The organism is Leptolyngbya sp. NIES-2104 (genome assembly GCF_001485215.1).
Classification (GTDB): domain Bacteria; phylum Cyanobacteriota; class Cyanobacteriia; order Leptolyngbyales; family Leptolyngbyaceae; genus Leptolyngbya.
The window spans coordinates 58,091-81,281 of sequence record NZ_BBWW01000001.1; the positions used below are offsets into that span (position 1 = coordinate 58,091).

28 protein-coding genes and 1 tRNA gene are annotated in these 23,191 nt (G+C 47.5%); 18 read left to right on the top strand and 11 right to left on the bottom strand.

The features are described from left to right. The first annotated feature begins 3 nt into the window (after positions 1–3). A complete protein-coding gene (locus tag NIES2104_RS00295; protein ID WP_058994654.1) occupies positions 4–381 on the top strand; it encodes a DUF433 domain-containing protein in 378 nt (125 codons plus the stop codon). Beyond that, a complete protein-coding gene (locus NIES2104_RS00300) occupies positions 378–770 on the top strand; it encodes a DUF5615 family PIN-like protein (RefSeq protein WP_058994656.1) in 393 nt (130 codons plus the stop codon). The genes NIES2104_RS00295 and NIES2104_RS00300 overlap by 4 nt, the downstream gene beginning before the upstream one ends. 16 nt (positions 771–786) lie before the next feature. Here the strand turns inward: NIES2104_RS00300 and sufR are convergent, their stop codons facing one another. Then, on the bottom strand, positions 787–1,419 hold the full coding sequence (gene sufR, locus NIES2104_RS00305) for an iron-sulfur cluster biosynthesis transcriptional regulator SufR (protein ID WP_058994657.1): 633 nt from the start codon (positions 1,417–1,419) through the stop codon (positions 787–789). A gap of 251 nt (positions 1,420–1,670) precedes the next feature. On the opposite strand from sufR, the gene NIES2104_RS00310 reads away from it, so the two are divergent. From NIES2104_RS00310 to NIES2104_RS00355, 10 genes are all read left to right on the top strand, one after another. Then, the gene (locus tag NIES2104_RS00310) at positions 1,671–2,033 is read left to right on the top strand and encodes a ferredoxin thioredoxin reductase catalytic beta subunit (protein WP_058994659.1); all 363 of its coding nucleotides are present in this window, start codon (positions 1,671–1,673) and stop codon (positions 2,031–2,033) included. A gap of 45 nt (positions 2,034–2,078) precedes the next feature. Further along, a complete protein-coding gene (sufB, locus tag NIES2104_RS00315) occupies positions 2,079–3,515 on the top strand; it encodes a Fe-S cluster assembly protein SufB (RefSeq protein WP_058994661.1) in 1,437 nt (478 codons plus the stop codon). Positions 3,516–3,543: 28 nt separating this feature from the next. Then, positions 3,544–3,990, top strand: a complete 447-nt coding sequence (locus tag NIES2104_RS00320; protein ID WP_156426831.1) for an aspartyl protease family protein — start codon at positions 3,544–3,546, stop codon at positions 3,988–3,990. A gap of 27 nt (positions 3,991–4,017) precedes the next feature. After that, positions 4,018–4,800 carry a Fe-S cluster assembly ATPase SufC gene (sufC, locus tag NIES2104_RS00325; RefSeq protein ID WP_058994666.1) on the top strand — a complete coding sequence of 261 codons (783 nt, stop codon included), beginning with the start codon at positions 4,018–4,020 and terminating at the stop codon, positions 4,798–4,800. After that, a complete protein-coding gene (sufD, locus tag NIES2104_RS00330) occupies positions 4,797–6,122 on the top strand; it encodes a Fe-S cluster assembly protein SufD (RefSeq protein ID WP_202815015.1) in 1,326 nt (441 codons plus the stop codon). The genes sufC and sufD overlap by 4 nt, the downstream gene beginning before the upstream one ends. Positions 6,123–6,125: 3 nt before the next feature. Further along, complete coding sequence (locus NIES2104_RS00335; protein ID WP_058994670.1) at positions 6,126–7,388, top strand: SufS family cysteine desulfurase; 1,263 nt, start codon at positions 6,126–6,128, stop codon at positions 7,386–7,388. Positions 7,389–7,492: 104 nt separating this feature from the next. Then, on the top strand, positions 7,493–7,792 hold the full coding sequence (locus NIES2104_RS00340; protein ID WP_058994672.1) for a hypothetical protein: 300 nt from the start codon (positions 7,493–7,495) through the stop codon (positions 7,790–7,792). After that, entirely contained in the window at positions 7,789–8,226 is a 438-nt protein-coding gene (locus NIES2104_RS00345) for a PIN domain-containing protein (protein WP_058994675.1), read from the top strand. The genes NIES2104_RS00340 and NIES2104_RS00345 overlap by 4 nt, the downstream gene beginning before the upstream one ends. A 79-nt stretch (positions 8,227–8,305) precedes the next feature. After that, positions 8,306–8,545, top strand: a complete 240-nt coding sequence (locus NIES2104_RS00350) for a hypothetical protein (RefSeq protein WP_058994676.1) — start codon at positions 8,306–8,308, stop codon at positions 8,543–8,545. Next, on the top strand, positions 8,542–9,006 hold the full coding sequence (locus tag NIES2104_RS00355) for a type II toxin-antitoxin system VapC family toxin (protein ID WP_058994678.1): 465 nt from the start codon (positions 8,542–8,544) through the stop codon (positions 9,004–9,006). Before NIES2104_RS00350 ends, NIES2104_RS00355 begins: the two co-directional genes overlap by 4 nt. Positions 9,007–9,056: 50 nt before the next feature. Here the strand turns inward: NIES2104_RS00355 and NIES2104_RS00360 are convergent, their stop codons facing one another. The 4 genes from NIES2104_RS00360 to NIES2104_RS00370 are packed head-to-tail and all read right to left on the bottom strand — an operon-like array spanning position 9,057 to position 12,182. Continuing rightward, positions 9,057–9,470 (bottom strand): type II toxin-antitoxin system VapC family toxin, encoded by a 414-nt coding sequence (locus tag NIES2104_RS00360; RefSeq protein WP_058994680.1) that lies wholly within the window; start codon positions 9,468–9,470, stop codon positions 9,057–9,059. Beyond that, positions 9,467–9,775: a hypothetical protein gene (locus tag NIES2104_RS00365; protein WP_058994682.1), complete on the bottom strand. Its 309-nt coding sequence runs from the start codon at positions 9,773–9,775 to the stop codon at positions 9,467–9,469. Before NIES2104_RS00365 ends, NIES2104_RS00360 begins: the two co-directional genes overlap by 4 nt. 47 nt (positions 9,776–9,822) lie before the next feature. Continuing rightward, entirely contained in the window at positions 9,823–9,948 is a 126-nt protein-coding gene (locus tag NIES2104_RS33205; protein WP_263970874.1) for a hypothetical protein, read from the bottom strand. Then, a complete protein-coding gene (locus tag NIES2104_RS00370) occupies positions 9,945–12,182 on the bottom strand; it encodes an NACHT domain-containing NTPase (RefSeq protein WP_058994684.1) in 2,238 nt (745 codons plus the stop codon). The genes NIES2104_RS33205 and NIES2104_RS00370 overlap by 4 nt, the downstream gene beginning before the upstream one ends. Before the next feature lie 144 nt (positions 12,183–12,326). Between NIES2104_RS00370 and NIES2104_RS31500 the strand changes: the two genes are divergently transcribed. Beyond that, positions 12,327–12,467, top strand: a complete 141-nt coding sequence (locus NIES2104_RS31500; RefSeq protein ID WP_156426832.1) for a hypothetical protein — start codon at positions 12,327–12,329, stop codon at positions 12,465–12,467. A gap of 41 nt (positions 12,468–12,508) precedes the next feature. On the opposite strand, the gene NIES2104_RS00375 is transcribed toward NIES2104_RS31500, so the two are convergent. From NIES2104_RS00375 to NIES2104_RS00385, 3 genes are all read right to left on the bottom strand, one after another. After that, positions 12,509–14,206, bottom strand: a complete 1,698-nt coding sequence (locus NIES2104_RS00375; protein WP_058994686.1) for an ABC transporter ATP-binding protein/permease — start codon at positions 14,204–14,206, stop codon at positions 12,509–12,511. 185 nt (positions 14,207–14,391) lie between these two features. Further along, positions 14,392–14,464, bottom strand: a tRNA-Ala gene (locus tag NIES2104_RS00380). A 68-nt stretch (positions 14,465–14,532) separates the two neighbouring features. Then, positions 14,533–15,030, bottom strand: coding sequence for a hypothetical protein (locus tag NIES2104_RS00385; RefSeq protein WP_058994688.1), 498 nt, complete (start codon positions 15,028–15,030; stop codon positions 14,533–14,535). Between the two features lie 53 nt (positions 15,031–15,083). Here NIES2104_RS00385 and fmt point away from each other — a divergent pair, with 53 nt between their 5' ends. Further along, positions 15,084–16,043, top strand: a complete 960-nt coding sequence (gene fmt / locus NIES2104_RS00390; protein WP_058994690.1) for a methionyl-tRNA formyltransferase — start codon at positions 15,084–15,086, stop codon at positions 16,041–16,043. On the opposite strand, the gene NIES2104_RS00395 is transcribed toward fmt, so the two are convergent. The 3 genes from NIES2104_RS00395 to NIES2104_RS00405 form a co-directional block, all read right to left on the bottom strand. Next, on the bottom strand, positions 16,032–16,388 hold the full coding sequence (locus tag NIES2104_RS00395; RefSeq protein ID WP_058994692.1) for a DUF6464 family protein: 357 nt from the start codon (positions 16,386–16,388) through the stop codon (positions 16,032–16,034). The two genes, fmt and NIES2104_RS00395, sit on opposite strands and share 12 nt — an antisense overlap. Positions 16,389–16,483: 95 nt before the next feature. Then, complete coding sequence (locus tag NIES2104_RS00400; protein WP_058994694.1) at positions 16,484–17,992, bottom strand: DUF4335 domain-containing protein; 1,509 nt, start codon at positions 17,990–17,992, stop codon at positions 16,484–16,486. After that, positions 17,989–18,624 carry a DUF3038 domain-containing protein gene (locus tag NIES2104_RS00405; RefSeq protein WP_058994696.1) on the bottom strand — a complete coding sequence of 212 codons (636 nt, stop codon included), beginning with the start codon at positions 18,622–18,624 and terminating at the stop codon, positions 17,989–17,991. Before NIES2104_RS00405 ends, NIES2104_RS00400 begins: the two co-directional genes overlap by 4 nt. A gap of 413 nt (positions 18,625–19,037) precedes the next feature. On the opposite strand from NIES2104_RS00405, the gene psbP reads away from it, so the two are divergent. From psbP to NIES2104_RS00425, 4 genes are all read left to right on the top strand, one after another. After that, positions 19,038–19,580, top strand: a complete 543-nt coding sequence (psbP, locus tag NIES2104_RS00410; RefSeq protein ID WP_058994698.1) for a photosystem II reaction center PsbP — start codon at positions 19,038–19,040, stop codon at positions 19,578–19,580. 6 nt (positions 19,581–19,586) lie between these two features. Beyond that, entirely contained in the window at positions 19,587–20,246 is a 660-nt protein-coding gene (locus NIES2104_RS00415) for a nucleoside triphosphate pyrophosphatase (RefSeq protein WP_202815016.1), read from the top strand. Positions 20,247–20,248: 2 nt separating this feature from the next. Then, complete coding sequence (locus NIES2104_RS00420; RefSeq protein WP_058994702.1) at positions 20,249–20,617, top strand: hypothetical protein; 369 nt, start codon at positions 20,249–20,251, stop codon at positions 20,615–20,617. 70 nt (positions 20,618–20,687) lie between these two features. Beyond that, on the top strand, positions 20,688–23,066 hold the full coding sequence (locus NIES2104_RS00425; protein ID WP_058994704.1) for an endonuclease MutS2: 2,379 nt from the start codon (positions 20,688–20,690) through the stop codon (positions 23,064–23,066). Positions 23,067–23,191: the final 125 nt, after the last annotated feature.

Sequence of the window (23,191 nt, forward strand, 5' to 3'; positions counted from 1 at the left end):
AGAATGACTAAGACTGCAAATCAGCAAGCAGAGATTATCCGGACAGAGCGTGGGCTAACGATCGCAGGCACTCGCACAAGTCTTTATGACGTGATTGATTTGCTGAAATCCGATTATCCTCCCAAATTAATCCGGGACACGTTTAACCTCACGGATGCACAGATTGATGCAGCATTGTCTTACATTGAGGCAAACTCAGTAGTAGTTGAGGCAGAATACCAGGAAGTTTTGCAAACTAGAGAAGAGATTCGTCAGTACTGGGAAAAGCGAAACCGCGATCGCTTCGCTCAAATTGCAGCAACGCCTCACAAGCCCGGACAAGAGGAATTTTGGGCAAAACTTGAGGAAAAAAGAGCGAAACGCACCGCCCAACACCAATGACCTTTCTAGTGGACTACAACCTGGATGGGTTCGCGCTCATTTTTCTCGGAATCCTAGCGAAAGGCGGTTGGCTTGAGTTTGCACCTGTTCAATTTGTGACATTTAGAGATGCGGGACTTGCGATGGACAGCAGCGATCGAACCGTCTGGCGTTATGCTCAAGAACATCAGATGCTGATTCTAACTGCAAACCGCAATATGAAGGGTGACGATTCACTAGAGCACGTGATGCGCGAAGAAAATACCGAGAATTCGCTTCCAGTGTTAACAATTAGCACTCTCGATCGTCTAAGTGAAACAGAGTATCGAGAACGCTGTGCTGAACGCCTGATTGAAATTGCTGTAGACCTTGACCAGTACAGAGGGGTTGGTCGGCTATTCATCCCATAATTCCATCAGTTTGATTTCACTTTGTCTGAATCAAATATCCGCAGCGATGTTCGCCATTCACCTGCCAGTGAGTGCGTTCGACTTTGCAATCGGGAAGCGCGATCGCGAACATTTCTAACTCATGCCCGCACACGCTCGGAAACGATTCGGCAATTTGCGCGATCGCACAGTTGTACTCCGTCAAAACAAATTTGTCAGATTCGACCGGATGAGATTCCGCCATGTAGCCTTCTGAAATTCTCAGTTCAACCAGATTCGCGACTCGTTCTGCCACTGATCCTGTGCCGATGCGATCGCGATATTCGATCGCTTTTCGCTGCCATTGTTTTTGGAGAATCGATTTCATCTGATCTTTGCTGACCGTTTCTGCCAGCGTTCCGAGCAGGGAAACGGCGAATTCATCATAGCGATCGGGAAACTGAGATCGACCTGCACGACTTAGTTCATAAACATAATTGGGGCGACCCATGCCTGCCTGAATTGCCTTGTGCAAAATCAAGCCCTCGGTTTCTAAATCCTTTAAATGTCGTCGAATCGCTTGGGGACTCACTTGCAACCGTTCCGCCAAATCTTGTGCGGTCGATTCACCTTGTTTTAGCAGGTGATGCAAAATATCTTGTTTCGTCGAGGGTTGCTGAGTCGTGGTCATGGTGGGATTTCACGTCAACGAATCGTAACGTTAGTTTACTCGAAATACTCGATCGTTCTCGCCTGGTCAAAAGACAGAATTTCACTTTGACAACACTCAGGTTGCTAAAGTACTCTACAATAGAGTTAAGCAACAAAGAAGTTGTTTTAATTATAAACCGCTTCGGTCCATTTCGGCTTTTCTCGCTCAATAGCGCAACATTCGTGTTGTTTTAGTAATAAGATCCATTAGATGTCCTGCTGATTTGGCTCATGAATACTGAAACTCAGACTACACAAGCGACCGAAAAGCATCTCGAAGCGATGCGCCACTTTTCCGAGCAGTACGCCAAGCGCACGGGAACTTATTTCTGTGTTGATCCGGGTGTGACCGCTGTGGTGATCGAAGGCTTAGCGAAGCACAAAGACGAATTAGGATCGCCGCTCTGTCCGTGTCGTCACTACGAAGATAAAGAAGCTGAAGTGGCTGCCGCTTATTGGAATTGTCCTTGTGTGCCGATGCGGGAGCGCAAAGAATGCCACTGTATGTTATTCCTCACGCCTGATAACGACTTTGCAGGCGAAAAACAAGACATTACGTTTGATGAGATTCGGCAGCATACCAATCTCGCTTAAGACCGCTCTTTTCCACCCTCTAGTTTCGAGAACACTGATTCAACCATGACAACAACCTTTCAAACGCTCGTTAACCAACCCTATAAGTATGGATTCGTCACCAATATCGAATCCGACACGATTCCTCGCGGACTGAGTGAGGATGTCATTCGTTTGATTTCTGCCAAGAAAGAAGAGCCGGAATGGTTGCTCGATTTCCGGTTGCGGGCTTATCGGCAGTGGTTGAAGATGACAGAACCGGACTGGGCAGCGGTAGGGTATCCCGCGATCGATTACCAAAACATCATTTACTATTCGGCTCCGAAAGTCAGTGAGAAGAAGAAAAGCCTCGAAGAAGTTGATCCCGAATTGCTAGAAACCTTCGAGAAGCTAGGGATTCCGCTGTCTGAGCAGAAGCGTTTGAGCAACGTTGCCGTTGACGCGATTTTCGATAGCGTTTCAGTGGCGACCACGTTCAAGGAGAAGTTGGCGAAAGATGGCGTGATTTTCTGCTCGATTTCGGAAGCGGTTCGCGAACATCCAGAGCTTGTCAAAAAGTATATGGGTAGCGTGGTTCCAGTTGGCGATAACTATTTCGCTGCTTTGAACTCTGCTGTGTTTAGTGATGGCTCGTTTGTGTTCATTCCCAAAGGCGTGAAGTGCCCGATGGAGCTTTCGACGTATTTCCGTATCAATAACGGAGATTCGGGACAGTTCGAGCGGACATTGATCGTGGCGGAAGAAGGGGCACAAGTCAGCTATCTCGAAGGCTGTACTGCACCGATGTATGACTCGAACCAGCTTCATGCTGCGGTGGTCGAATTGGTGGCACTTGATGATGCTGACATCAAGTATTCGACAGTTCAGAACTGGTACGCAGGGGATGCCAATGGTAAAGGTGGTATCTTTAATTTCGTCACCAAGCGCGGACTGTGCCAAGGGGTGAATTCTAAGATTTCTTGGACGCAGGTTGAAACCGGATCAGCGATTACTTGGAAGTATCCGAGTTGTGTCTTGGTCGGTGATAATTCTGTCGGTGAGTTCTACTCGGTTGCACTGACGAACAATCATCAGCAAGCCGATACCGGAACGAAGATGATTCACATCGGCAAGAATACCCGCAGTACAATCATCTCGAAAGGAATTTCGGCTGGTCAGTCGAAGAATAGCTATCGCGGCTTAGTGAAGATGTCTCCGAAAGCGACCGGAGCGCGGAACTATTCGCAGTGTGATTCGATGTTGATTGGCGATCGTGCTCAAGCGAATACTTTCCCGTACATCCAAGTGCAGAACAATCAAAGCAAGGTTGAGCACGAAGCTTCGACCTCGAAGATCGGGGAAGACCAATTGTTCTATTTTGCTCAGCGGGGTATTTCTCCAGAAGACGCGATTTCGATGATGATTAGCGGCTTCTGTCAGGATGTGTTTAACCAATTGCCGATGGAGTTTGCGGTCGAAGCGGATAAGCTGTTGAGCTTGAAGCTCGAGGGCAGTGTCGGTTAGAGACTCAAGCACTTGCAGGAGTTCGAGTATGAATACACAGATGGAATCGACAGAGATGGGACTGGTTTTCGCTGAGATTGAATTGATTCGTGGAGATGATCTAGCGCTTGTTCGAGGCGGCTATCTTTCTGAAGATCAAATTCGTCGATGCACTGTTCGATCGATGGTTGATAGTGGCGCAACGATGCTGGCGATTCCGGAGTTTGTGAGAAAGCATCTCGATCTCCCCAAAACTAGTGAGGTGGAAGCTGACCTAGCAGATGGTTCGAGTGTCAGTTTGGAAGTGGTAGGTCCGATTGAGGTGCGATTTCAAAACCGTCGCACCCTTGTAGAAGCGATCGTGACTCCAAACTCGACGACGGTTCTGCTGGGAGCAATCCCGATGGAGGGCATGGATGTATTGATTGATCCGAAGCGCCAGCGGTTGATTGTGAATCCTGAAAGTCCAGAGATTGCGAAAATGATGTTGATGTAATGGGGCACAGCAGTTAGGAGGGAGCGCATGATTGTTGAAAATGGTGAAGTAATTCTGTCAGTTAAAGATCTAACTGCTGAGATTGGTGGAACTCCGATTTTGAAGGGGATGAATCTCGAAATTAAAGCAGGTGAGATTCACGCGATTATGGGTCCGAATGGATCGGGAAAAAGTACGTTTTCTAAGATTTTGGCAGGACATCCAGCTTACACCGTGACCGGTGGAGAAATCCTGTTTCGAGGTCAAGATTTGCTTGAATTGGAGCCGCATGAACGGGCGACTTCTGGCATCTTTCTAGCATTTCAATACCCGTTAGAAATTCCGGGTGTAACCAATGTGGATTTCTTACGAGTTTCGTACAATGCGAAGCGCAAACAAGCAGGCTTAGAAGAGTTGGATGCCTTTGATTTTGATGATATTGTGCATTCAAAATTAGATCTGCTGAAGATGGATGCTGGATTTCTCAGCCGGAGCGTGAATGAAGGCTTTTCGGGAGGTGAGAAAAAGCGGAATGAAATCTTGCAAATGGCATTGTTAGAGCCAAGATTAGGCATCTTAGACGAGATTGATTCAGGGCTTGATATTGATGCTCTGAAAGTGGTTGCAAATGGTGTGAATGCGATTACGACAGCGGAAAATGCAACGCTCGTGATCACACACTATCAGCGGTTATTGAACTACATTACGCCGGACTTTGTTCACGTGATGGCGGATGGACGAATTCTGCTCAGTGGCGGTAAGGAATTGGCACTAGAGCTTGAAGCGAAAGGATACGATTGGGTTGTTGAAGGTGAAACGGTAGGTGCATGATGACTGACGTTTTATCTAACTCTGAGCTTGGGAACTTAACCACGATCGCGAATGTCGATCGCGCCGCTTATTACACAAATTTGCTCAATTTGCGATCGACAAACACCGCTTTCCAGGAGATTCGCGATCGCGCTTCGGCATCAGTTCACGATCGAGAAATTCCCTCGACTCGCAATGAGGAATGGCGCTTTATTGATCTCTCTGGATTGCTCACGCTCACCCTTAAAGCCGCTGAACCTGCGAACTTAAGCTTTCCGCAGATTGAATCTTTTCTACTACCAGAATCGGTAAATTCTCGCTTAGTGTTTGTGGATGGCGTTTTTGCTCCAGATCTATCTTCGGTTGATGACTTACCAGATGGCGTGATTGTAAGCAATCTCGAAACGGTTGCCCAATTGATGCCATCGCTCAAAGATACGATCGCAACTTTGCCCGGAGACGATGAAGTTTTCACAGCGTTAAACACCGCCAGCTTGAGTGATAGCGCGATCGTTTTCGTTCCTAGAAACCAAGATGTAGAAGTTCCAATTCAGCTTTTGTTTGTCGCGACCCAGGCAGAAAGTCTGATTCAGCCTCGTGTTTGTGTGATTGCGGAAACGGGAAGTCGCCTAACATTAATTGAAGACTTTGTGAGCTTGATGGATGGCGCTTATTGCACCAATGCAGTGACGGAAATCGCGATCGCAGAAAATGCAGAAGTTCGTCATACTAGAGTTCAGAGGGATAGTACCGAGTCCTTTCACATTGGTAAGACTGCTGTTTCGCAAGCGAGAGACTCTCGTTATTCGATCGCTACAATTCATCTCGGCGGCAAGGTGTCACGACACAATCTAGAGATTTATCAGACGGGTGAGCAGACTGAGACCACGATTAATAGTTTGACGGTGATTGATGAGAATCGTGTAAGTGATACTCATAGTCTGCTATCGCTAACGAAGCCCTATGGTGTGGGTCATCAGGTGAATAAGACGATTATTAGCGATCGTGCTCATGCCATCTTTAACGGTAAGGTCTTTGTTCCCCAAGCTGCACAGCAAACCGATGCCCGTCAGCTTAGCCGCAATTTGTTGTTATCTCCGAAAGCTAGAATCGATACAAAGCCTCAGTTAGAGATTACTGCCGATAATGTGAAATGTGCTCACGGCGCGACAGTGAGCCAGCTTGAAGACGACGAAGTATTTTATCTCCAGAGTCGCGGGATTGATCAAGACGCAGCCCGTAAGCTACTAACTTATGCTTTCGCGATCGAGATCATTGATCAGATTCCCGTTCCGACTTTACGCGATCGACTCTCTGCATTCATTCGTTCCCAACACACTTAAGCCATGACCTTCCTGCAAGAAAAAACCCTCGCTGCTCAAGTGCGATCGGACTTCCCGATTTTGAATCAGCATGTGCATGATAAGCCGCTGGTCTACCTCGATAATGCGGCGACTTCTCAAAAGCCGATCGCGGTTCTTGATGCACTCCGCTACTACTACGAGCACGACAATGCTAATGTTCACCGAGGCGCACATACTCTTAGCGCTAGGGCGACCGATGCGTATGAAGGAGCACGGGATAAAGTTGCAGCGTTTGTAAATGCGGCTTCTCGACAAGAGATCGTGTACACGCGGAATGCAAGTGAGGCGATTAACATTGTTGCGTATGCTTGGGGCTTGTCTAACTTGCAGCCAGGAGACGAGATCATTTCATCAGTGATGGAGCATCATAGCAATCTGGTTCCGTGGCAGTTGATTGCTGCTCGAACGGGTGCTGTGATCAAGCACGTTCAGTTAGATGAGAATGAAGGCTTTGACTTTGAGCATTACAAGTCATTGTTATCTGACAAGACGAAGCTGGTATCAGTGGTCTATGTTTCTAATACGCTTGGCTGTATTAATCCGGTGCGTGAGATTTGTGCTGAAGCTCACAAGGTTGGGGCGAGAGTTCTGATTGATGCGTGTCAGGCTGTGCCGAATATGCCTGTGGATGTGCAAGCGATCGATTGTGATTGGCTGGTGGCATCCGGGCACAAGATGTGTGCGCCGACCGGGATTGGATTCTTGTATGGCAAGCTGGAAGTTCTACGATCGATGCCTCCCTTCTTCGGTGGCGGTGAGATGATTCAGGATGTGTATTTCGATCATTCCACCTATGCTGATTTGCCGCATAAGTTTGAAGCGGGGACTCCGGCGATTGCAGAAGCGATCGCGCTTGGTGCTGCGGTCGATTATCTGACGAATCTTGGCATGGATAAGATTCGTGCTTACGAAGAAGAGTTGACTGCTTATCTATTCCAGCGTTTGGCAGAAGTTCCGAATTTGCGGATTTATGGACCGAAGCCCGATGCAAAAGGCGGCGGAAGAGCGGCGTTAGCTTCGTTTACAGCGGGAGAATTGCATCCTCACGATCTTTCGACGTTATTGGATCATGAAGGCATTGCAATTCGATCGGGTCATCATTGCACCCAGCCATTACATCGATTGTTGAATGCTCCGGGTTCGGCTCGTGCGAGTTTGTATTTTTACAACACGCGGGAAGAGGTCGATCGATTTGTGGAAGCGTTGAAAGAAACGATTGATTTCTTTGGCGGAATGATGGGCTAGGTTGGTATTTTTAGATCCGAAGCACGATCGTTTTGTAGAGAAGCGATCGCGCTTTTTATAATACCAGCAAGATATAATTTAGAAACTAAACTGGTTTGTTGCTTATGTTTGAAGTTGACAAGCGCTATGTGTTTGATCAGAATGGGAACGCAATCGCGGTTCAAATTCCGATCGAGCAATTTGAGCGAATTGAGTCCGTCCTAGAAACCTTTGGGTATTTGAACCCAGAGGAGGTAAACGGCGATCCAGAAAGCGATTACGTGGCAGACGAAGATTTGTTTGAATATGTGAATGGTGTGCTCGTAGTACGGGCTGCACTCGGTGAAGGCATGAAGCCAGAGGATATTGAGTTTGCGGTTCAGCAGGATCGAGAAGCACGAGATCGCAAGTTAAGATTTTGGTGAAGGTTCTATTTGATACATCTGTTGTGATTGCGGCAATCGTGCTCGTCCATCCAAGACATTTAGAATGTGTGCCGTGGTTAGAGCGAGTCAGGACAGGTGAGATTCAAGGTGTGATTTCGATGCGCTCTTATGCAGAGTGCTTTTCAACTTTGACGAATTTGCCGCTTCGACCTCGGATTAGTCCAGCACAAGCACAGCGTTTAATTACAGAAACATTGAGTTCGTTTGAAGCGATCGCTTTGACGATTGAGGATTATCAAGTAGCGATCGCTCAAATGGTAGAAACTGGGCGCTCAGGTGGTGGTGTTTATGATGCGCTCATTGCTCAAGCTGCGCTCAAAGCTGAAGTAGAAATCTTGCTCACACTGAATGCGAAGGATTTTACGCGATTGGGTGAAGCGGTTTCTCGATTGGTGCAAGTCCCATCTTATTAATCTCTGATATTGGCAATAACGTCTATTGATCTCGTTTTTAGATAGAATAGAGGTCAATTGTCCTTTTATGCACCGAAATATGGCTGCGTCAACCAAGGAATTTTTGCAGAGCACGATCGCAAGTCTGAATGAAGCAGAGTGTGTGCAGGTAATAGAATTTATTCAGAATTTGCAGCACAAAGAGTCCCAAGTATTCGCACAGTTAGGGCGTGATCCAGTGTTTACGATTCCAGCCAATTCTGTCTCATTTCGCCCTGTTCAGCCGATTTTAGGTGTGGGTGCTTCTGCTTCTGAGCAACTTATAGAGGATCGGCGTTGATTTTCTATTACTTAGATGCGAGTGCGTGGGTCAAACGTTATTATGCAGAAGCAGGAACGGTTTGGCTACAAGACTTATTTGCTCAAAACCCAGTGTTTGCTTGTGCGACTTTGGGGTTGGTTGAGGTTGTTGCAACGTTTTCTCGCAAGCAGAAATCAGGGCAAATTTCACGATCGACCTTTCAGCAGGTGAGTCAAACGATCGAAGCGGATTGGCAAAACTTTATTCAGGTTCAGTTTGCGATCGAGGTGCTGAATCAAGCGAAGCAAATTACTGGGAGCTTGGCGCTTCGAGGGGCGGATTCTATTCATCTCGCGTCTGCTGTAATTTTGCAAAGTCGATTATTGCAGGGTGATCAAATTATTTTCATCACTGCTGATGGAGAACTGGAAGCGGCTGCTCAGAGTTGTTCCTTTCATGTCCTTAATCCATCGGTAGAAGAAGCAAAAGGAACTCCTTAATCCTTCTCATGGCGCTAGTTCTCTCGTGATGTATCGGGATACACAGCAGCTTAATCAGAAAATAGAATTACGAAGCCTTCTTGAGTAAAGTGTTTATCGTGGGTGAGAACTTCAGTGATTTCAAGTTGGCGCGTGGTGTTCATCGAGATGCAATCGGTGAGGCTGTATTCTTTGTCAGGTCGATTCTCATAGAGCGCAACTCCAGCCAAAAACGAATCGCGAGTTTGCTGGATTACCTGAATTCTGCGGTTTATCATGGCGCTCTTGACAAGTTCAACGGCACGTTTTCGCATTAGAATTCCGCGAGTTGCAGAGAAAGTAAGTACCTCAACAAAAACTTCGTCTGTTGTAACGATTTTTGTCTTGTTGAGCGTGGCTGCAACAGTCTTGACCCTTAAATGCCATTCATCGGCTGGATTGATGAACGCGATCCAGTAAAATGTGTCAGCAAATACAACCTTCATTTCGGTCTTTTGGGACTTCCGTAGATGTAGTGATCATGTTGTTCTGCACCATCTTTTGGAAGTTGAGCAATTTCTTCCTCAGTCATGTCGGCGGTTAGCCGTTCCATAAGCTCTATCAGGGTTTCATCTTCTGATGCCTCAGTGGGTTCATCTGTTATCAGCGCATTGCCTCTTGGTAGAGTCGTTTCAAAATCTTGCTGTTGAGCGTATTGAGTTTGAGTCACTTGCAGAAAGTGGAAGACTTCTTCCACTACTGCGTCTGGTGCTTGTTCGATCGCTTGAATGAGTTGTTCTTTAGTAGTCATTTGCTCGAATCAGTTTGTTTATCTCATTCTAAAGTTTTCAATCAAATCTATTTTTGGTTGTCTAAAATCTTCTCACTCAACTTTTGCGCTAAGTGAGCAATGAACCGCAGTTGATCGACTGGCGTTAGTTGCTCCGCTTTGTGAATGAGTTCACTCAGTTGATTTGACATCATTTGTTCTCCCGTTTTTCAATCTCTGATATTGGCAATAATAACGTTTCCTCAATCTCCTGCCGCACTTCGGGGTTCACATAACAGTCGCTGTTGAGACAATCGACGAGCAGCTTATTGGCATCGTAATACTGACGCAGTTTCTCTTGTTGTGCCTCACTGAATTGCCAATCGTGACCGATGTTGCAATGCTGAATCATGACTTGCCTGAGTTGCTCTGCCCAAGCTTGACCATTCATTTTCCACCACTGCTTAAAGTTCTCTTTGTTCTCTGAAGATCGATCAGGTAATTGTTCTTTTAGTTTCTGTAGCTGATATTTAAGTTCAGGGTTGCGGATAGAGTCTAGGGCGAAATTGAGGGCGCGGTCGTCGTGGTCACAGGTAAAGGAGAGGGCGAGAGTGAGATTGATATCAAGGAGTTGGTCGTCGATGATGGAGAGGGGCATGATGAGTTGGAGGATGCGGTCGTCGCGGATGCGGACGAGGTCGATAGCAAAGTATAAAGATCGAGTTACTACAGGTTTGTTATAACCCTCATCTGATCGCGATTTTTCCTGCACCCAAACTAGAAATCGCTGAAGCTTCTCATCACCTGCTAAAATTTGATCGACTTCCCCCTTCATCAACTGCAACAACTGACTCGCATCGGGTAGCATCTCTACAGTCAGCCGAAACACCTCCCGCCAGCGCTTCTCAGCAACATGACTCACGACATCGCTGAGCAAAGCATCGGTTCGCTGTTCTTTGATCTGTCGGGCTGCAAAATACTCTTGAAAGGTGAGATGCGAAAACGAGTAAATATTCCGGGCGCGTTCGATCAGTAATCCATGCTGCGCCTCGATCGATTTCAACACCGCCGCTCCATCCAGTTCTAAATCCGCTTCGTCTTGGCTGATGTTTGGGGCATTGCGAATAAATTGAATAATACGATCGACTACAACACGCTGCTTAAAGAAATACTCGCCGCGCTCAAAAAACGTGTAGGCAAGATGACTGAGCAAATCTTCCTTGCGTTGCAGCGAGAGCTTTCTATAAACGCGATCGCGCTCAATATTGCGTTTGGCATCCCACTTTTTCAGCAACACATCTAAGCCTTCTTCGTATAGCTCCGATCGATTGGTAGGAAAGTCTGCGGCTTCTCCAAAGACCAAGCACAGTAGCGTTAACAGTAAAGGATTAGTGGCTAACTCGCGAATGCGATCGTCGTTTTTCAGTTTTGCTAGAAAGCTTTCTGACTTTACCGAATCGTTTTTAGCATTGAACCACTTCGCGACAAAATCCCGAATCTGATCGTCATCGAAATCTGCAACCTCAACTTCTGTGAATTGTTCAAAGGTATATTCTCGTGCTGCAATCCGGCAAGTCATGACGAACTGATTGCGATGAAACTGTCTTGCAAAATCCTGAATTTCACGAATGACGCGCTGATTGTCTGTATCTCGCACTTCATCTAATCCATCTAAGAGGATCAGCGCTTGTCCCGCTTCTAAAATGGTTTGCAGCTTAGTTGCAATTTCTATCGATCGCTCATTCTGATAACGTTCAAAACTTTGGGGTAAGTACTCTAGGAGTGTCGGTTGTCCGGGCGCTTCTGCAAATGCTTTAAGCGTGATAAAAACTGGGACTCGGTTCGCTTGAAATGCTTCGTCGATGCACAAGATCGCCAACCGCTTCAAAAATGTAGTCTTTCCCGCTCCGGGTTTACCTAACACGATTAATTTATTGTGCTGTTCGACTGCTTCTAGTCCATCGACTCGTTTCTGTTGGATATCAGCTAACCCAAATCGATCAAAATCCGCGTCTTTACATCGCTCTATCAGTTCTGAAAGCTTTGGTGTTTGTTGTCTGGTCATTTTCTCCAAAATATTGACGTTGGTGTAGATCGCGCTTAGTCCGATCGGCTGCGTCATATCCAACACGCGCATCGTTCCGCATTGTTCTTGAATGCTCGATCGAATTTCTTGCCGCACACTTTGCACGATCGTACCAATCTCCTCAATCGGTGAGTTCTCTGGCTGTGCTGTTCCAGCGATCGCCTGCCAATCCAGATTCAAAGTTTCACAGATCTGCACAAATAAGATTCGATCGACAGGCTTGCAATTGAAGAATTTGCTGACAGTCGAAAGAGAAATGTTTTTTCTGGCAGAAAGCAGCTTTTGTGTGATGCCAAGCCCCGTGAGCGCGTCTTGTGCTGCCTTTTTGCCTTCTGGAGTAGCTTGAAGCGACTTCTCAACCATACGCTTGAAGAAAAACTTTGCAACTATTGTAACCGCCACACCCAGAACTCACTCGTAGCACACTCATAAGTCACACCTTGCACAAGCCCTACTCATAAATCGTTTGAAGGACATTAGGGACATCAAAACGATAGGAGAAATCCAATGTCTTCAACTCAAATTCAAGTTCCTGCTGTTCCTGCTCAACCACAACTTCCACAAGGCGATCCTACAATCCAGCTAATTCTCGCGATCGCTCTCCTAATTAAAGCGATCGCTCTACTCATCCATACACTCAAACGTTAAAATTCAACCGCGATCGCGCTTTAGAATGCGCGATCGCAAAACTACTTCCCGCTCTGAACTTCCTCTAATCGCTGTTTCAACTGCCAAGTCTGATCTTGCGAGAACTCCAAAATCATTTGATGATATTTTGCTAACGTCGATCGATGTCCCACACTCAAGAACGTCGTACCAATTCGCTCTAGATGTTCATATAGCTGTTCCTCGTTCGCCTGATCGAGTGCGCTGGTCGCTTCATCGAGAATTGCATAATCTGGTTTATTCAACAACAATCGCGCAAAGGTAAGCCGCTGTTGTTCTCCCAGCGATAACACATCTGACCAATCCCGTTGCGCTTCAAAGCCACCGAATCGATCGACTAAATCCCCTAAGTTGACTTGCTCTAAAATCTGTTGAAGCTGAGCATCTTCGATTTCGAGTTCACGATTTGGATAAAGCAACTGATCGCGCAATGTTCCCAGCACCATATACGGGCGTTGGGGTAGAAATAAGACTCGATCGATCTGCGGACGCACGATCGTACCTTCGCCAGCATTCCACAGACCCGCGATCGCTCTTAGCAACGAACTTTTTCCGCAACCACTCGCACCCATCACTAGCACACCTTGATTCTCAGGAAGCTCGATCGACAAATCTCGAACTAAGGTACGCTGACGATTCGGAGTTAGTAGCGTGAGATGTTCGATCGATAGTCGATCGCCTCCGATCGTTTGAATGGTAGATTCTTTTGAATCATTCTCTTGTTCAAGGAATGCTGCAAAGCTATACAAACGGTTGATTCCAGCACCAAAAGTCGTTAATGCTTGGAATCGAGCAACAACGACATTTAAGGAGAAAAAGACGCGAATAAATGCGCCTTGAGCTTCAGTGACTTTACCAACTTCCATTTCTCCCGCAAAGATCGCAGGAGCAACTACCAGCGCAGGCAGAATGAACGGGATAAACTCATAAGCATTCGTTAAAACATTAAGATTCAGTTCCCAAATTAGCAAGCGTTTAACATTCTCAAACACTTCTAGAAAACGTCCTTTGACTTGGTTCGATTCTTGATCTTCCCCTCGGTAAAATGCGATCGCTTCTGCATTCTCACGAATTCGCACCAAGCTAAATCGAAAATCCGCTTCTTTTTTCAACTGCTCAAAGTTCAACCGCACCAAAGGTTTACCAAATACAAACGTCGTCACCACTGTTCCGATAACGGCATACAATACCAGAAAAATTACCAGCGGTTTCGAGATAGTCCAAAGCACACCACTAAACGCAATCACAGATAGCACCGATTCAACCAGAACCAGTAAAAAGGTCAGTGATTCTTGAGTAAAGCTACGAACATCTTCAGCAATTCGCTGATCAGGGTTATCGATCTCAGGATTGGCAGTTAGCGCATAGTAAGATCGATCGCGAAAATAATTGTCCACAAACCGCTTCGTCAGCCATTGTCGCCACTGCAAACTTAAGCGATCGCGTAAATATCGATAGCCCGCCAGCAACGGCGCATACACAACCAGCACTCCAATAAATACGAGCACCGTTTCCCAAAATCGCGGTTCATCACGAGCGGATAAGGATGAGATTAAGACCCCTCGCTTATTGTTGAGAATCACGCTCAAGCCCGTATAAGCCAGCAAAAACAGCACAACTCCGAGTAAAAAGCCTCGCGCTTTCCATTTCTCGTCACCTTGCCAATACGGTTTTGCGATCGCCCAAAATTGCTGAAACACTTTGAAGTTCAATCGATCCATGTTTTGTCTTAGAAACGCTGCCAATTCTCCTTAGCGTAAGGGGATCGATCGGACTTGTAACCCTCTAATCGACAGACTCCAGTTAAAAGTGATGTTCTACACCTGTGGATGAACTATCAAATCGCTCGATCGAATTTGTAGCGGTTAATGAACACTTCAATCACCATAACTGCGCTTTTAAGGAATGGAGCTAAGGGGAGTCGAACCCCTGACCTTCTCAATGCCATTGAGACGCGCTACCAACTGCGCTATAGCCCCGAATTGTTTTTATCTTACTGTATTTCTCGGTTTCGCAAACTCTTCAAATGTTAGAGAATGCTGAAGCTCTATTCTAAAGGTAAACGATCGAAGACTTGTTCAACAATTCGCTTGGTCTTATCTTCCAAAAGATTCCAGTCCACCTCGCCCGTTTCATCGAATAAACTGGTATCGACTTCGACCGGAAAATCATCGCTCCACTCGCCGTCCTGCGATCGAAAACAAATCTGATAGCACAACGCCCACAAATCGACCTTGATTTGGCGATCGTTCTTTTCTAGCTGTAATTCATACCCTGGATAAGGTGAGGGCAAATGAGACAGCGTTTTCTCAATCTCTGCGGCTTGTTCGGGTGGAGCGGTTTCGAGTTGCTGCTGAAGTTCAAAGACTCGCGCTTTTGTTTCGTCGGGGATGTCGTCCGCCCAAACCTGGACATCGCGATATTGTCCGCGCCACGTTGAGGCATCAAGCTGTTTGCGTAAATTGTCAATCAGGCGAATAAAGGCAGGCTGCATCAATAAGTCTGCCTGTTGCCAGGTTTCGATCGTTGCAAATCTCGGCTTCATAAGATCACAATATCAGCTTGAATTAAGTGTAGAACGTCTGTCGGGAGCGAAACATGAAAATTGTCTTTTTTGGTACGCCACAATTCGCTGTGCCGACGTTGGAAGCGTTGCTAAAGTCGGATGTTGAAGTGATGGCAGTGGTGACACAACCGGATAAGCGACGAGGACGCGGAAACGAATTGTCGCCATCTCCGGTAAAGTCGATCGCGCTTGCTCATGAGCTTCCGGTATGGCAGCCGAAGAGCGTCAAGAAAGATGCGGAAACGTTGGAAAAACTGCGATCGCTCAATGCTGATTTTTTCGTCGTGATTGCTTACGGGCAAATTCTGTCGCAGGAAATTCTCGATATGCCGAAATTTGGCTGTATCAATGTTCACGGGTCGATTTTGCCGAAGTATCGGGGGGCGGCTCCGATTCAGTGGTGTCTCTATCGTGGAGAGACGGAAACCGGAATTACGACGATGCTTATGGATGCGGGCATGGATACAGGGGCGATGTTGTTGAAGGCAACAACGCCGATCGCTCCTTTTGATACGGCTCAAGATTTGGCAATTCGACTGAGTGCGATCGGGGCAGATTTGCTGATTGAAACCTTGCAGAAATTCACAGAGATTCAGCCGACTCCGCAGGATAACGATCAGGCGACTTATGCACCCTTGATTAAAAAACCGGATTATGAATTGGATTGGTCAAGAAGTGCGATCGAGCTTCATAATCAAATTCGCGGATTTTTCCCCAACTGTTCAGCGACCTTTCGAGGTAGTGCGCTGAAAGTCCTGAAAACAATTCCACTCAAACCCGGATGGATGCCTGAAGAACTGGAGAATTTTGAATCTGAACCGTTATCGCCTGGTGAAGTGGTGGGAGTGATCAAGAACTGGGGGGCAGTGGTTCAAACGGGCAGAGGGATGATGTTACTCAAAGAAGTTCAACTCTCAGGCAAGCGACCTCAGTCCGGTTGGGATTTTGCCAACGGAACGAGAATCGCGATCGCAGAAAAATTACTTCCTTGAACGGTAAGATCGACAGCCCTCACAGGGACCATCGGGATTAACCGCACAGCGTAAAATCTCCGATCGCGCATTAAATTCACACGTCACATCGCCTAGCATCCAGCGACCTTCGACTAAAGACCGCTCGATCGGACGTTGTGCCGTTTGGACGTAGAGGGCGACTTTGTGTAAACGATAGCGCCCGGATTTGAGTTGATAGCGGTGACGACGTTCTAAAACGGCGTAGGTCTGACCCTCCAAATCAAAATAGGCTCCCGGCTGTGGTGACCAATCGAGTTGGACATTGCCGAGCGATCGACGAGGATGGGTCAGAATCACCTCTGTAGGAAGGATGTCTTGCTCCATGAAATGTGATTTAGCAAACTCACAGTTATTCGATGGTATCGCACGAGCGGAGCGACCCGGATTGAGTTTAGATTATGCACAGAATTGCAAATATCCTACCGTCGAGCGCCAAACCAAGGATTGATTTGAAGTACGCCGCTCGGTCTGAAGACGACCTTAAAGGAGGCAGCAGGTTCAGCCGGAGCGTTTGGATCGATCGGCTTTCCTAACTGGGGAAGCGGTGTATCTTTAGCGAATTCGTTGGCGGGTGGATTCTCTGGCTGGAATCCTGCGATCGAGCCATCGGGTTTGACGCGGACTCGAAACACGAGATCTTTGTCAAACGGTGGTCTGCCTTTCCAGTTTTGGTCGAGCGCGTCGTAGAGTTTGGGCTGTAGATTTTCTAAGGTTGTGCGATCTGTTAATTCCGTTCCCGTAATGGCAACAGCAGTAGGACTCGGAGACGCACTCGCGACTGGGCTAGGAGATGGACTCGCAACCGGACTTTCGTTGGCGGTCGGACTCGGAGGAACGACGGAACTATTGGTGCTAACTGGTGTGACTTCAAAGTTGCCTTGAGGCTTGAAGACGACGCGATACTGCGCCAACGGTTCAGATGAGGGTGTACTGCCACTCGCGGGAATGTAGAGCAAATCGAGTAAGGGGGTTTGTCTTGCTCGATCGAGTGCCGCAGGGGTTTCCGCTTTGAAGCCGACAACATCACCGTTGCGAGCGACTCCGACCCGGTAGGCTAATTCTTCGGTGACTTGGGATTGTGTCGTCCAGCGATCGCGAATCTGAGCACTTAAGCGATCGCTCAAGGTTTTCAGTTCTGACGCATCTGTAATCGCAGGAGCGGCATTGAGAGCGGCTTCGACTTGAGCAAGATCTGGGGAAGTCGTGGGACTGGGGGAGGCTTGAGCCGTTGGAGAAGTCGTGGGGCTAACCGTTGGATTCGGGCTGGCTCCTGGGGTTTGATTATTAGAAACCACACCCGGACAATCAGGAGCACCTGGCGATAAGCATTCTGGCGTTTTTACCCGCATTGTAGGCAGTGAGAAGAACGCGATCGCGGCAAGTGCCAGTCCTGAAACGCCGATCGAAGCCGGAACGACTTGTTTTGCCAAGGGTTCACCAGATCGAGCATAGCGCTTCGGAACCGGGGAAAGATTCAGCGACCAGTACGGTAACGTTTGCGTATCGGCAACGAATTGATCGATCGCTTCAACCAGATCAAAAAGTTGAACGGTGGTTAAATCAATCGATCGCTCTTCGCTGTTGGGATTATTCGGGTCTTTCTCGACGATTAAGCGGTGATGAGCGCGATCGAGTCTTTCTAACCGGACAAAAGAAGGTCGATCGCTGTAGGTATGACGGGGTAAATGAACACTGCTTAAGAATTCTTGAGCGTACAAGCTCACGGCAGTCACTAAACTTTCAAAAAATTCGCGTCCACCCACTAGCGGCTTTTCTTGTCCAGGAAGATGACATTCCGCATTAATCAACAGCGACATCACCGGGCGCACATCGTACTGCCCAGTTGCACCCGTATCGGATAACCCTTCTAAAATCAGCGTGCAATTTGGCAGACTATATTGCCGTTGCAGCGTCATTGCGTTCGTCATTGCACTTCCCCGTCAAACAAACTAATCCAGAGCCGCTGTACGCCAGAGGTTCCCGTACAGAATAAAAGCTGTTCTAATAAATCGAGCGCTAATTCGTTCAATTTTTCATCAGAATTGTATGCCAGTACACCCGCTCGTTTTGAATTCATACGGCTGCGGTAATGTGCTCGGAAGCGTTCTAAATATTCCGAAAGACGAAAATGATGATCTGGTGATAAATTCTTTTCGCTGAGTTGCTGATATGCCAGTAAAAGTTGCCGAATCAGCACCGTGAGACGACGTGCCAAGTAGCAAGTGACGACCACGAGCGCTTTTGCTTCTAACAGCGTTAAAGGACGGCGTTGAGCATAGCGGCGGAAAGGATTCGTCGATCGCATTCGCCACAGAGACACGCGATTTTTCAGCACTCCGCGCAAATCGAAATCTGATGCCACCGCCAAGATCGCCTCCGATCCCGCTAGATCGAGCGCTTCGATCGCTAACAGCAGCAGATCGATCTGCATTCGGGTACGACGCGGACACACGCCTTCTGGGACAGGTGGATCGGGCAGACTGTCCAAAATAATCGGAGTCGAGGGAGGGATCGGAGCAGGTGGACTATTCAACTGCATTACATTCACGGAGGCACTCATTCCTTAATTACTCTATTCGTAATGGGGAGTTTGATCGAATCAACCTGACTGAAGACAGAGATGAAATCTCGATCGCTTTCGTCATATCGTTCACTGTCTCTCACTACGAATCGCGCATTCCAAATTACGAATTTCCAGCATTTTACCGAAATCTCAGGACAAATCTGTTTTAATCTGTCAAGCCAAGCAAATTTTGAAGGCGAAGTCAAATTCGTGCCTCCGTAGAGTTGCGGGAACTTGTTCGATTAAATTGTCTTTGCCAAGACAACGACAACGCGAGACGCTGATACATTCTGCCAAATTTGCTGCAAGTTCGGCGCAGATTTCTAAACGAAGATGGGACAATAAAAAATGTTGTCTGCCCGATCGTGCGTGGTTTGACCGTGAGACGTTTTGTAGAGAAGGGATTAGTAATGCTCAAACGATTCGTTGCAGTACTGCTGGTTGTACTGGCGCTAGGGTTGCAAGGTTGTGTGTCGGGTGTGGGTGGACTGAAAAGTTTTGCCGATAGTACAGATGGCTATCGATTTTTGTATCCGAATGGCTGGCTACCTGTGAAAGTCACGAATGGTCCGGACGTTGTGTTTCATGACATTATCGAGCAGACCGAAAATGTCAGTATGGTGATCAATCCGGTTCCGGGTAAGAAGAAACTGGCGGATTTGGGAACGCCAAGCGAAGTCGGGTATCAGTTGGGTAAAAGCGCGATCGCGCCTCCCGATTCCGGTCGAACGGCTGAACTGATCAATGCAGATTCGCGAGAAATTGCCGATCGTACTTATTATTTGCTGGAATACCTGGTGACGTTGCCGAATCAAGAAAAGCGGCACAATTTAGCGAGTGCGATCGTCTATCGCGGCAAATTGTATACCTTGAATGCTTCGACATCCGAAGATCGCTGGGAAAAAATGGCTCCGATTCTGACGAAATCTGTGAAGTCGTTCATGGTGGATTAGATCGATATGGTTCCCTTCGTGCTGGCATCGGCATCCCCCGCCCGTAAGCGCCTGCTTGCGATGGCGGGTATTTCTGCAATGGTGTATCCGAGCGATTTTGATGAGTCGCAGATTCAGATTACTGAACCCGCGAAATTGGTGCAGATTCTAGCTGAAGGGAAAGCTCGATCGACGATGAAAGTTTTGTTCGATCGACCCTCCGAATTACCGCCCGGATTTTTCTCAACGACACCGGGCTTAATTCTGGGCTGTGATTCGATTTTGTGGATCGATGGCGAAATTCACGGCAAACCAAAAGATCCAGAAGAAGCGATCGCTCGTTGGAAAAAGATGCGCGGCAATGTGGGCGAATTGTATACGGGTCATGCGTTTTTACAGCCGTATACGACCGAGCAAGGGGCGTTGATGCCCTATCCGCCACTGGTGAGAACTCAGGTGACGCGGGTGTATTTTGCGGAGATTAGCGATCGGCAAATCGAAGCATATATCGCAACGAAAGAACCGTTAAGCTGTGCGGGTTGTTTTGCGCTCGAAGGTCGGGGTGGATTGTTTGTAGACAAAATCGAGGGCTGTCATACGAATGTGATCGGGTTGAGTTTGCCCTTGTTGCGTCAGATGTTGGCAGAATTAGGATACGACGTAACCGATTTTTGGCAAGGGAATTAGAGATGTCAGAGCAAAACAATTCCAACGAACCCGAAACCGTTTCTAGTTTGTCTGTAGCGCTCACCGAATTTATTAATTATGTCGGTGAGAGCCAGCGTAGAGCTGATGTACGACTTCAAACTTTGGAAGACCGTACCTTCAACCGTTTCGCCCAAGTCAGTGACACACTGTTTGATCTCACTGCAACCGTGCAGGATTTAGCTGGATCGGTGGTACAACTCACTGAGCAAGTTGGTCATCTGACTGGAACAGTTGAGCAAGTCCTCGATCGCATTGATGAAATGCAATCTGAAATTCGTGGCTTGCAAACTGAGAATCGCCGCATCTTAGAACAGATGGAACGTCGTTTGCCTCCTGAAGAACTAAACTAACGGTGAGTCTAGAAGGCTGGAAATCGTTACACTAAAGAAGTGCAGCCTTCATTACTCTTGATTCCTAACCTTGATTCAAACTGAGACTTTAGAACTATTGGAATGGTCGCGCCTGTGTCAGCATTTGGCGACCTTTGCTTCGACAAAACTTGGAACGATCGCCATTCGATCGCTGAGAATTCCCACCACGCAAGTCGAAACCGAACGCCTACTTGCTCAAACTCAGGAAGTCTACAACCTAGAAACGCAACTAACGACTGCATTGAGTTTTGAGGGCATCGAAGACATTGGAGATGCGTTAGAAAGAGCCGCATTGAGTGGAATTTTGTCGGGTGTGGAACTGTTGACGATCGCAACCACGCTTTCAGGTGCAAGAACGCTCAGACGCACGATCGATAATCAAGATGGATTTCCGATTCTGAATGAATCGGTGTCGGAACTCAGAACTTATCCAGAGATCGAGCAGGAAATTTATCGCTGTATTAACGATGATGGCAAAGTCAGTGAGCGGGCAAGTCCGAAGTTAGCAGAAATTCGATCGAAACAAAAACAAGTGCGCGATCGCATTTATGAAATGCTGCAACGCATGATGCAACGGCAAGCGAGCGCGATTCAAGAACAAGTGATCACCCAGCGCGACGGGCGATTCGTTATTCCGGTAAAAGCAACGCATAAAGATGTGATTTCTGGCATTGTGCATGATGTGTCGATGAGTGGTGCAACGCTGTATGTTGAGCCTCATCCAACTGTGCAATTGAACAATCAACTCAGACAGCTACTTAGACAAGAACAAACGGAAGAAGAAGCGGTTCGGAGAGTTTTAACGGAACAAGTTGCCACCGCGAAAGACGATCTAGAACGGCTGTTGGCAATTTGTACCACTTTAGATTTGGCGACGGCTCGATCGCGCTATGGCTACTGGCTCAAAGCAAATCCGCCTAGATTTACAAATGACACGATCGTGCTGCGTCAGTTGCGCCACCCGTTACTGGTCTGGCAACAACAACAGGAACAAGGTCGATCGGTGATTCCCGTCGATCTGGTGATTCAGCCTCAGATTCGAGTGGTGGCAATTACAGGACCCAACACAGGCGGAAAAACCGTCACGCTCAAGACAATGGGCTTGGCGATGTTAATGGCGAAAGTCGGCTTATTCGTGCCTGCTCGTGAACCTGTTGAACTGCCGTGGTTCGATCAAATTCTGGCAGACATCGGAGACGAACAATCTCTAGAACAAAGCCTTTCTACGTTTTCCGGTCACATTCGCCGCATTAGTCGAATCATCGAAGCTCTAGAAACGACTGCGAATTCGCTCGTGTTGCTTGATGAAGTCGGTGCGGGAACTGATCCAACTGAAGGAAGCGCACTCGCGATCGCACTTCTAAAGTACCTCGCAGATTACGCCAAGTTATCAGTCGCGACGACTCACTTTGGTGAACTCAAAGCCCTAAAATACGACGACGATCGCTTCGAGAATGCCTCGGTCGAATTCGATGATGTTTCACTGTCACCGACTTATCGATTGCTCTGGGGAATTCCGGGTCGATCGAATGCGTTAACGATCGCTCGTCGATTAGGCATGAAGCCGGAAATCATCGAAAGCGCTCAAACGCAAGTAGGAGGAGCGACCGAAGACGTGAACCAAGTGATTGCAGGTTTGGAATCACAGCGACGTGCCCAGGAAACGAAAGCCCAAGAAGCCGCAGAACTGTTACAGCAAGCGGAACGCTTCTACACCGAAGTATCTGCAAAAGCGGCAAGTTTGCGCGATCGAGAACGGGAACTGCAACAGGCTCAAGAACGCGCTGTTCAAGATGCGATCGTCCAAGCCAAAGGTGAAATCGCTAAAGTGATTCGGAGACTTCAGCAAGGAAATTCCACGGCTCAGACTGCCCAACAAGCGACCGATGCCTTGAATCAAATTGCTGAAAAAAATCTGCCTTCTCGTCAACAGCCTGCGAAACCGAAACCCGGTTATCGTCCACAAATTGGCGATCGCGTCCGAATTCCCCGATTAGGTCAAACCGCAGAAGTGCTGGACTTAGCCGGAGAGGATGAACTGGTTGTGCGGTTTGGCTTGATGAAAATGACAGTCCCGATGAGCGATATCGAATCGCTTACAGGCGAAAAGGTGACAAAACCGGAACCGAAGCCAGAACCGAAACCGAAGACCGCTCCGACTCCTCAACCTGCTGCCCCTGCTCCGGTGATTCGGACTGAGCGCAATACGTTTGATATTCGTGGAAGTCGGGTTGCAGATGCTGAAATCGTGCTCGATCGAGCGATTTCAGAAGCACAAACGCCAATCTGGATTATTCACGGACACGGCACTGGAAAATTGCGCCAGGGTGTGCACGAGTTTCTCAAACGACATCCGAGAGTGCAGCGGTTTGAAATGGCAGATCGGGCGGATGGTGGAACGGGAGTGACGATCGCTTATCCGCTTTAAATTGATTAAAGGCGATTTCAGTGAAAACACGGTGCATTTATGAAGGAAGACTGAAGTTTTCTCGGTCTTCCATTTTTTTGTGAACTTGCCTTGCTGCACAACAAAGACCTACATTATCTGGAGAA

What these genes read in the sequence shown, in the direction of transcription:
- NIES2104_RS00320 (WP_156426831.1), top strand. Translation starts at nt 3,544, where the DNA reads ATGAATACACAGATGGAATCGACAGAGATGGGACTGGTTTTCGCTGAG.
- NIES2104_RS00375 (WP_058994686.1), bottom strand. Translation starts at nt 14,206, where the DNA reads ATGGATCGATTGAACTTCAAAGTGTTTCAGCAATTTTGGGCGATCGCA.
- sufC (WP_058994666.1), top strand. Translation starts at nt 4,018, where the DNA reads ATGATTGTTGAAAATGGTGAAGTAATTCTGTCAGTTAAAGATCTAACT.
- sufB (WP_058994661.1), top strand. Translation starts at nt 2,079, where the DNA reads ATGACAACAACCTTTCAAACGCTCGTTAACCAACCCTATAAGTATGGA.
- NIES2104_RS00420 (WP_058994702.1), top strand. Translation starts at nt 20,249, where the DNA reads ATGTCAGAGCAAAACAATTCCAACGAACCCGAAACCGTTTCTAGTTTG.
- fmt (WP_058994690.1), top strand. Translation starts at nt 15,084, where the DNA reads ATGAAAATTGTCTTTTTTGGTACGCCACAATTCGCTGTGCCGACGTTG.
- NIES2104_RS00300 (WP_058994656.1), top strand. Translation starts at nt 378, where the DNA reads ATGACCTTTCTAGTGGACTACAACCTGGATGGGTTCGCGCTCATTTTT.
- NIES2104_RS00395 (WP_058994692.1), bottom strand. Translation starts at nt 16,388, where the DNA reads ATGGAGCAAGACATCCTTCCTACAGAGGTGATTCTGACCCATCCTCGT.
- psbP (WP_058994698.1), top strand. Translation starts at nt 19,038, where the DNA reads ATGCTCAAACGATTCGTTGCAGTACTGCTGGTTGTACTGGCGCTAGGG.
- NIES2104_RS00365 (WP_058994682.1), bottom strand. Translation starts at nt 9,775, where the DNA reads ATGACTACTAAAGAACAACTCATTCAAGCGATCGAACAAGCACCAGAC.
- NIES2104_RS00385 (WP_058994688.1), bottom strand. Translation starts at nt 15,030, where the DNA reads ATGAAGCCGAGATTTGCAACGATCGAAACCTGGCAACAGGCAGACTTA.
- NIES2104_RS00310 (WP_058994659.1), top strand. Translation starts at nt 1,671, where the DNA reads ATGAATACTGAAACTCAGACTACACAAGCGACCGAAAAGCATCTCGAA.
- NIES2104_RS33205 (WP_263970874.1), bottom strand. Translation starts at nt 9,948, where the DNA reads ATGATGTCAAATCAACTGAGTGAACTCATTCACAAAGCGGAGCAACTA.
- NIES2104_RS31500 (WP_156426832.1), top strand. Translation starts at nt 12,327, where the DNA reads ATGTCTTCAACTCAAATTCAAGTTCCTGCTGTTCCTGCTCAACCACAA.
- NIES2104_RS00400 (WP_058994694.1), bottom strand. Translation starts at nt 17,992, where the DNA reads ATGACGAACGCAATGACGCTGCAACGGCAATATAGTCTGCCAAATTGC.
- NIES2104_RS00350 (WP_058994676.1), top strand. Translation starts at nt 8,306, where the DNA reads ATGGCTGCGTCAACCAAGGAATTTTTGCAGAGCACGATCGCAAGTCTG.
- NIES2104_RS00370 (WP_058994684.1), bottom strand. Translation starts at nt 12,182, where the DNA reads ATGGTTGAGAAGTCGCTTCAAGCTACTCCAGAAGGCAAAAAGGCAGCA.
- NIES2104_RS00405 (WP_058994696.1), bottom strand. Translation starts at nt 18,624, where the DNA reads ATGAGTGCCTCCGTGAATGTAATGCAGTTGAATAGTCCACCTGCTCCG.
- NIES2104_RS00335 (WP_058994670.1), top strand. Translation starts at nt 6,126, where the DNA reads ATGACCTTCCTGCAAGAAAAAACCCTCGCTGCTCAAGTGCGATCGGAC.
- NIES2104_RS00360 (WP_058994680.1), bottom strand. Translation starts at nt 9,470, where the DNA reads ATGAAGGTTGTATTTGCTGACACATTTTACTGGATCGCGTTCATCAAT.
- NIES2104_RS00340 (WP_058994672.1), top strand. Translation starts at nt 7,493, where the DNA reads ATGTTTGAAGTTGACAAGCGCTATGTGTTTGATCAGAATGGGAACGCA.
- NIES2104_RS00295 (WP_058994654.1), top strand. Translation starts at nt 4, where the DNA reads ATGACTAAGACTGCAAATCAGCAAGCAGAGATTATCCGGACAGAGCGT.
- NIES2104_RS00415 (WP_202815016.1), top strand. Translation starts at nt 19,587, where the DNA reads ATGGTTCCCTTCGTGCTGGCATCGGCATCCCCCGCCCGTAAGCGCCTG.
- sufD (WP_202815015.1), top strand. Translation starts at nt 4,797, where the DNA reads ATGATGACTGACGTTTTATCTAACTCTGAGCTTGGGAACTTAACCACG.
- sufR (WP_058994657.1), bottom strand. Translation starts at nt 1,419, where the DNA reads ATGACCACGACTCAGCAACCCTCGACGAAACAAGATATTTTGCATCAC.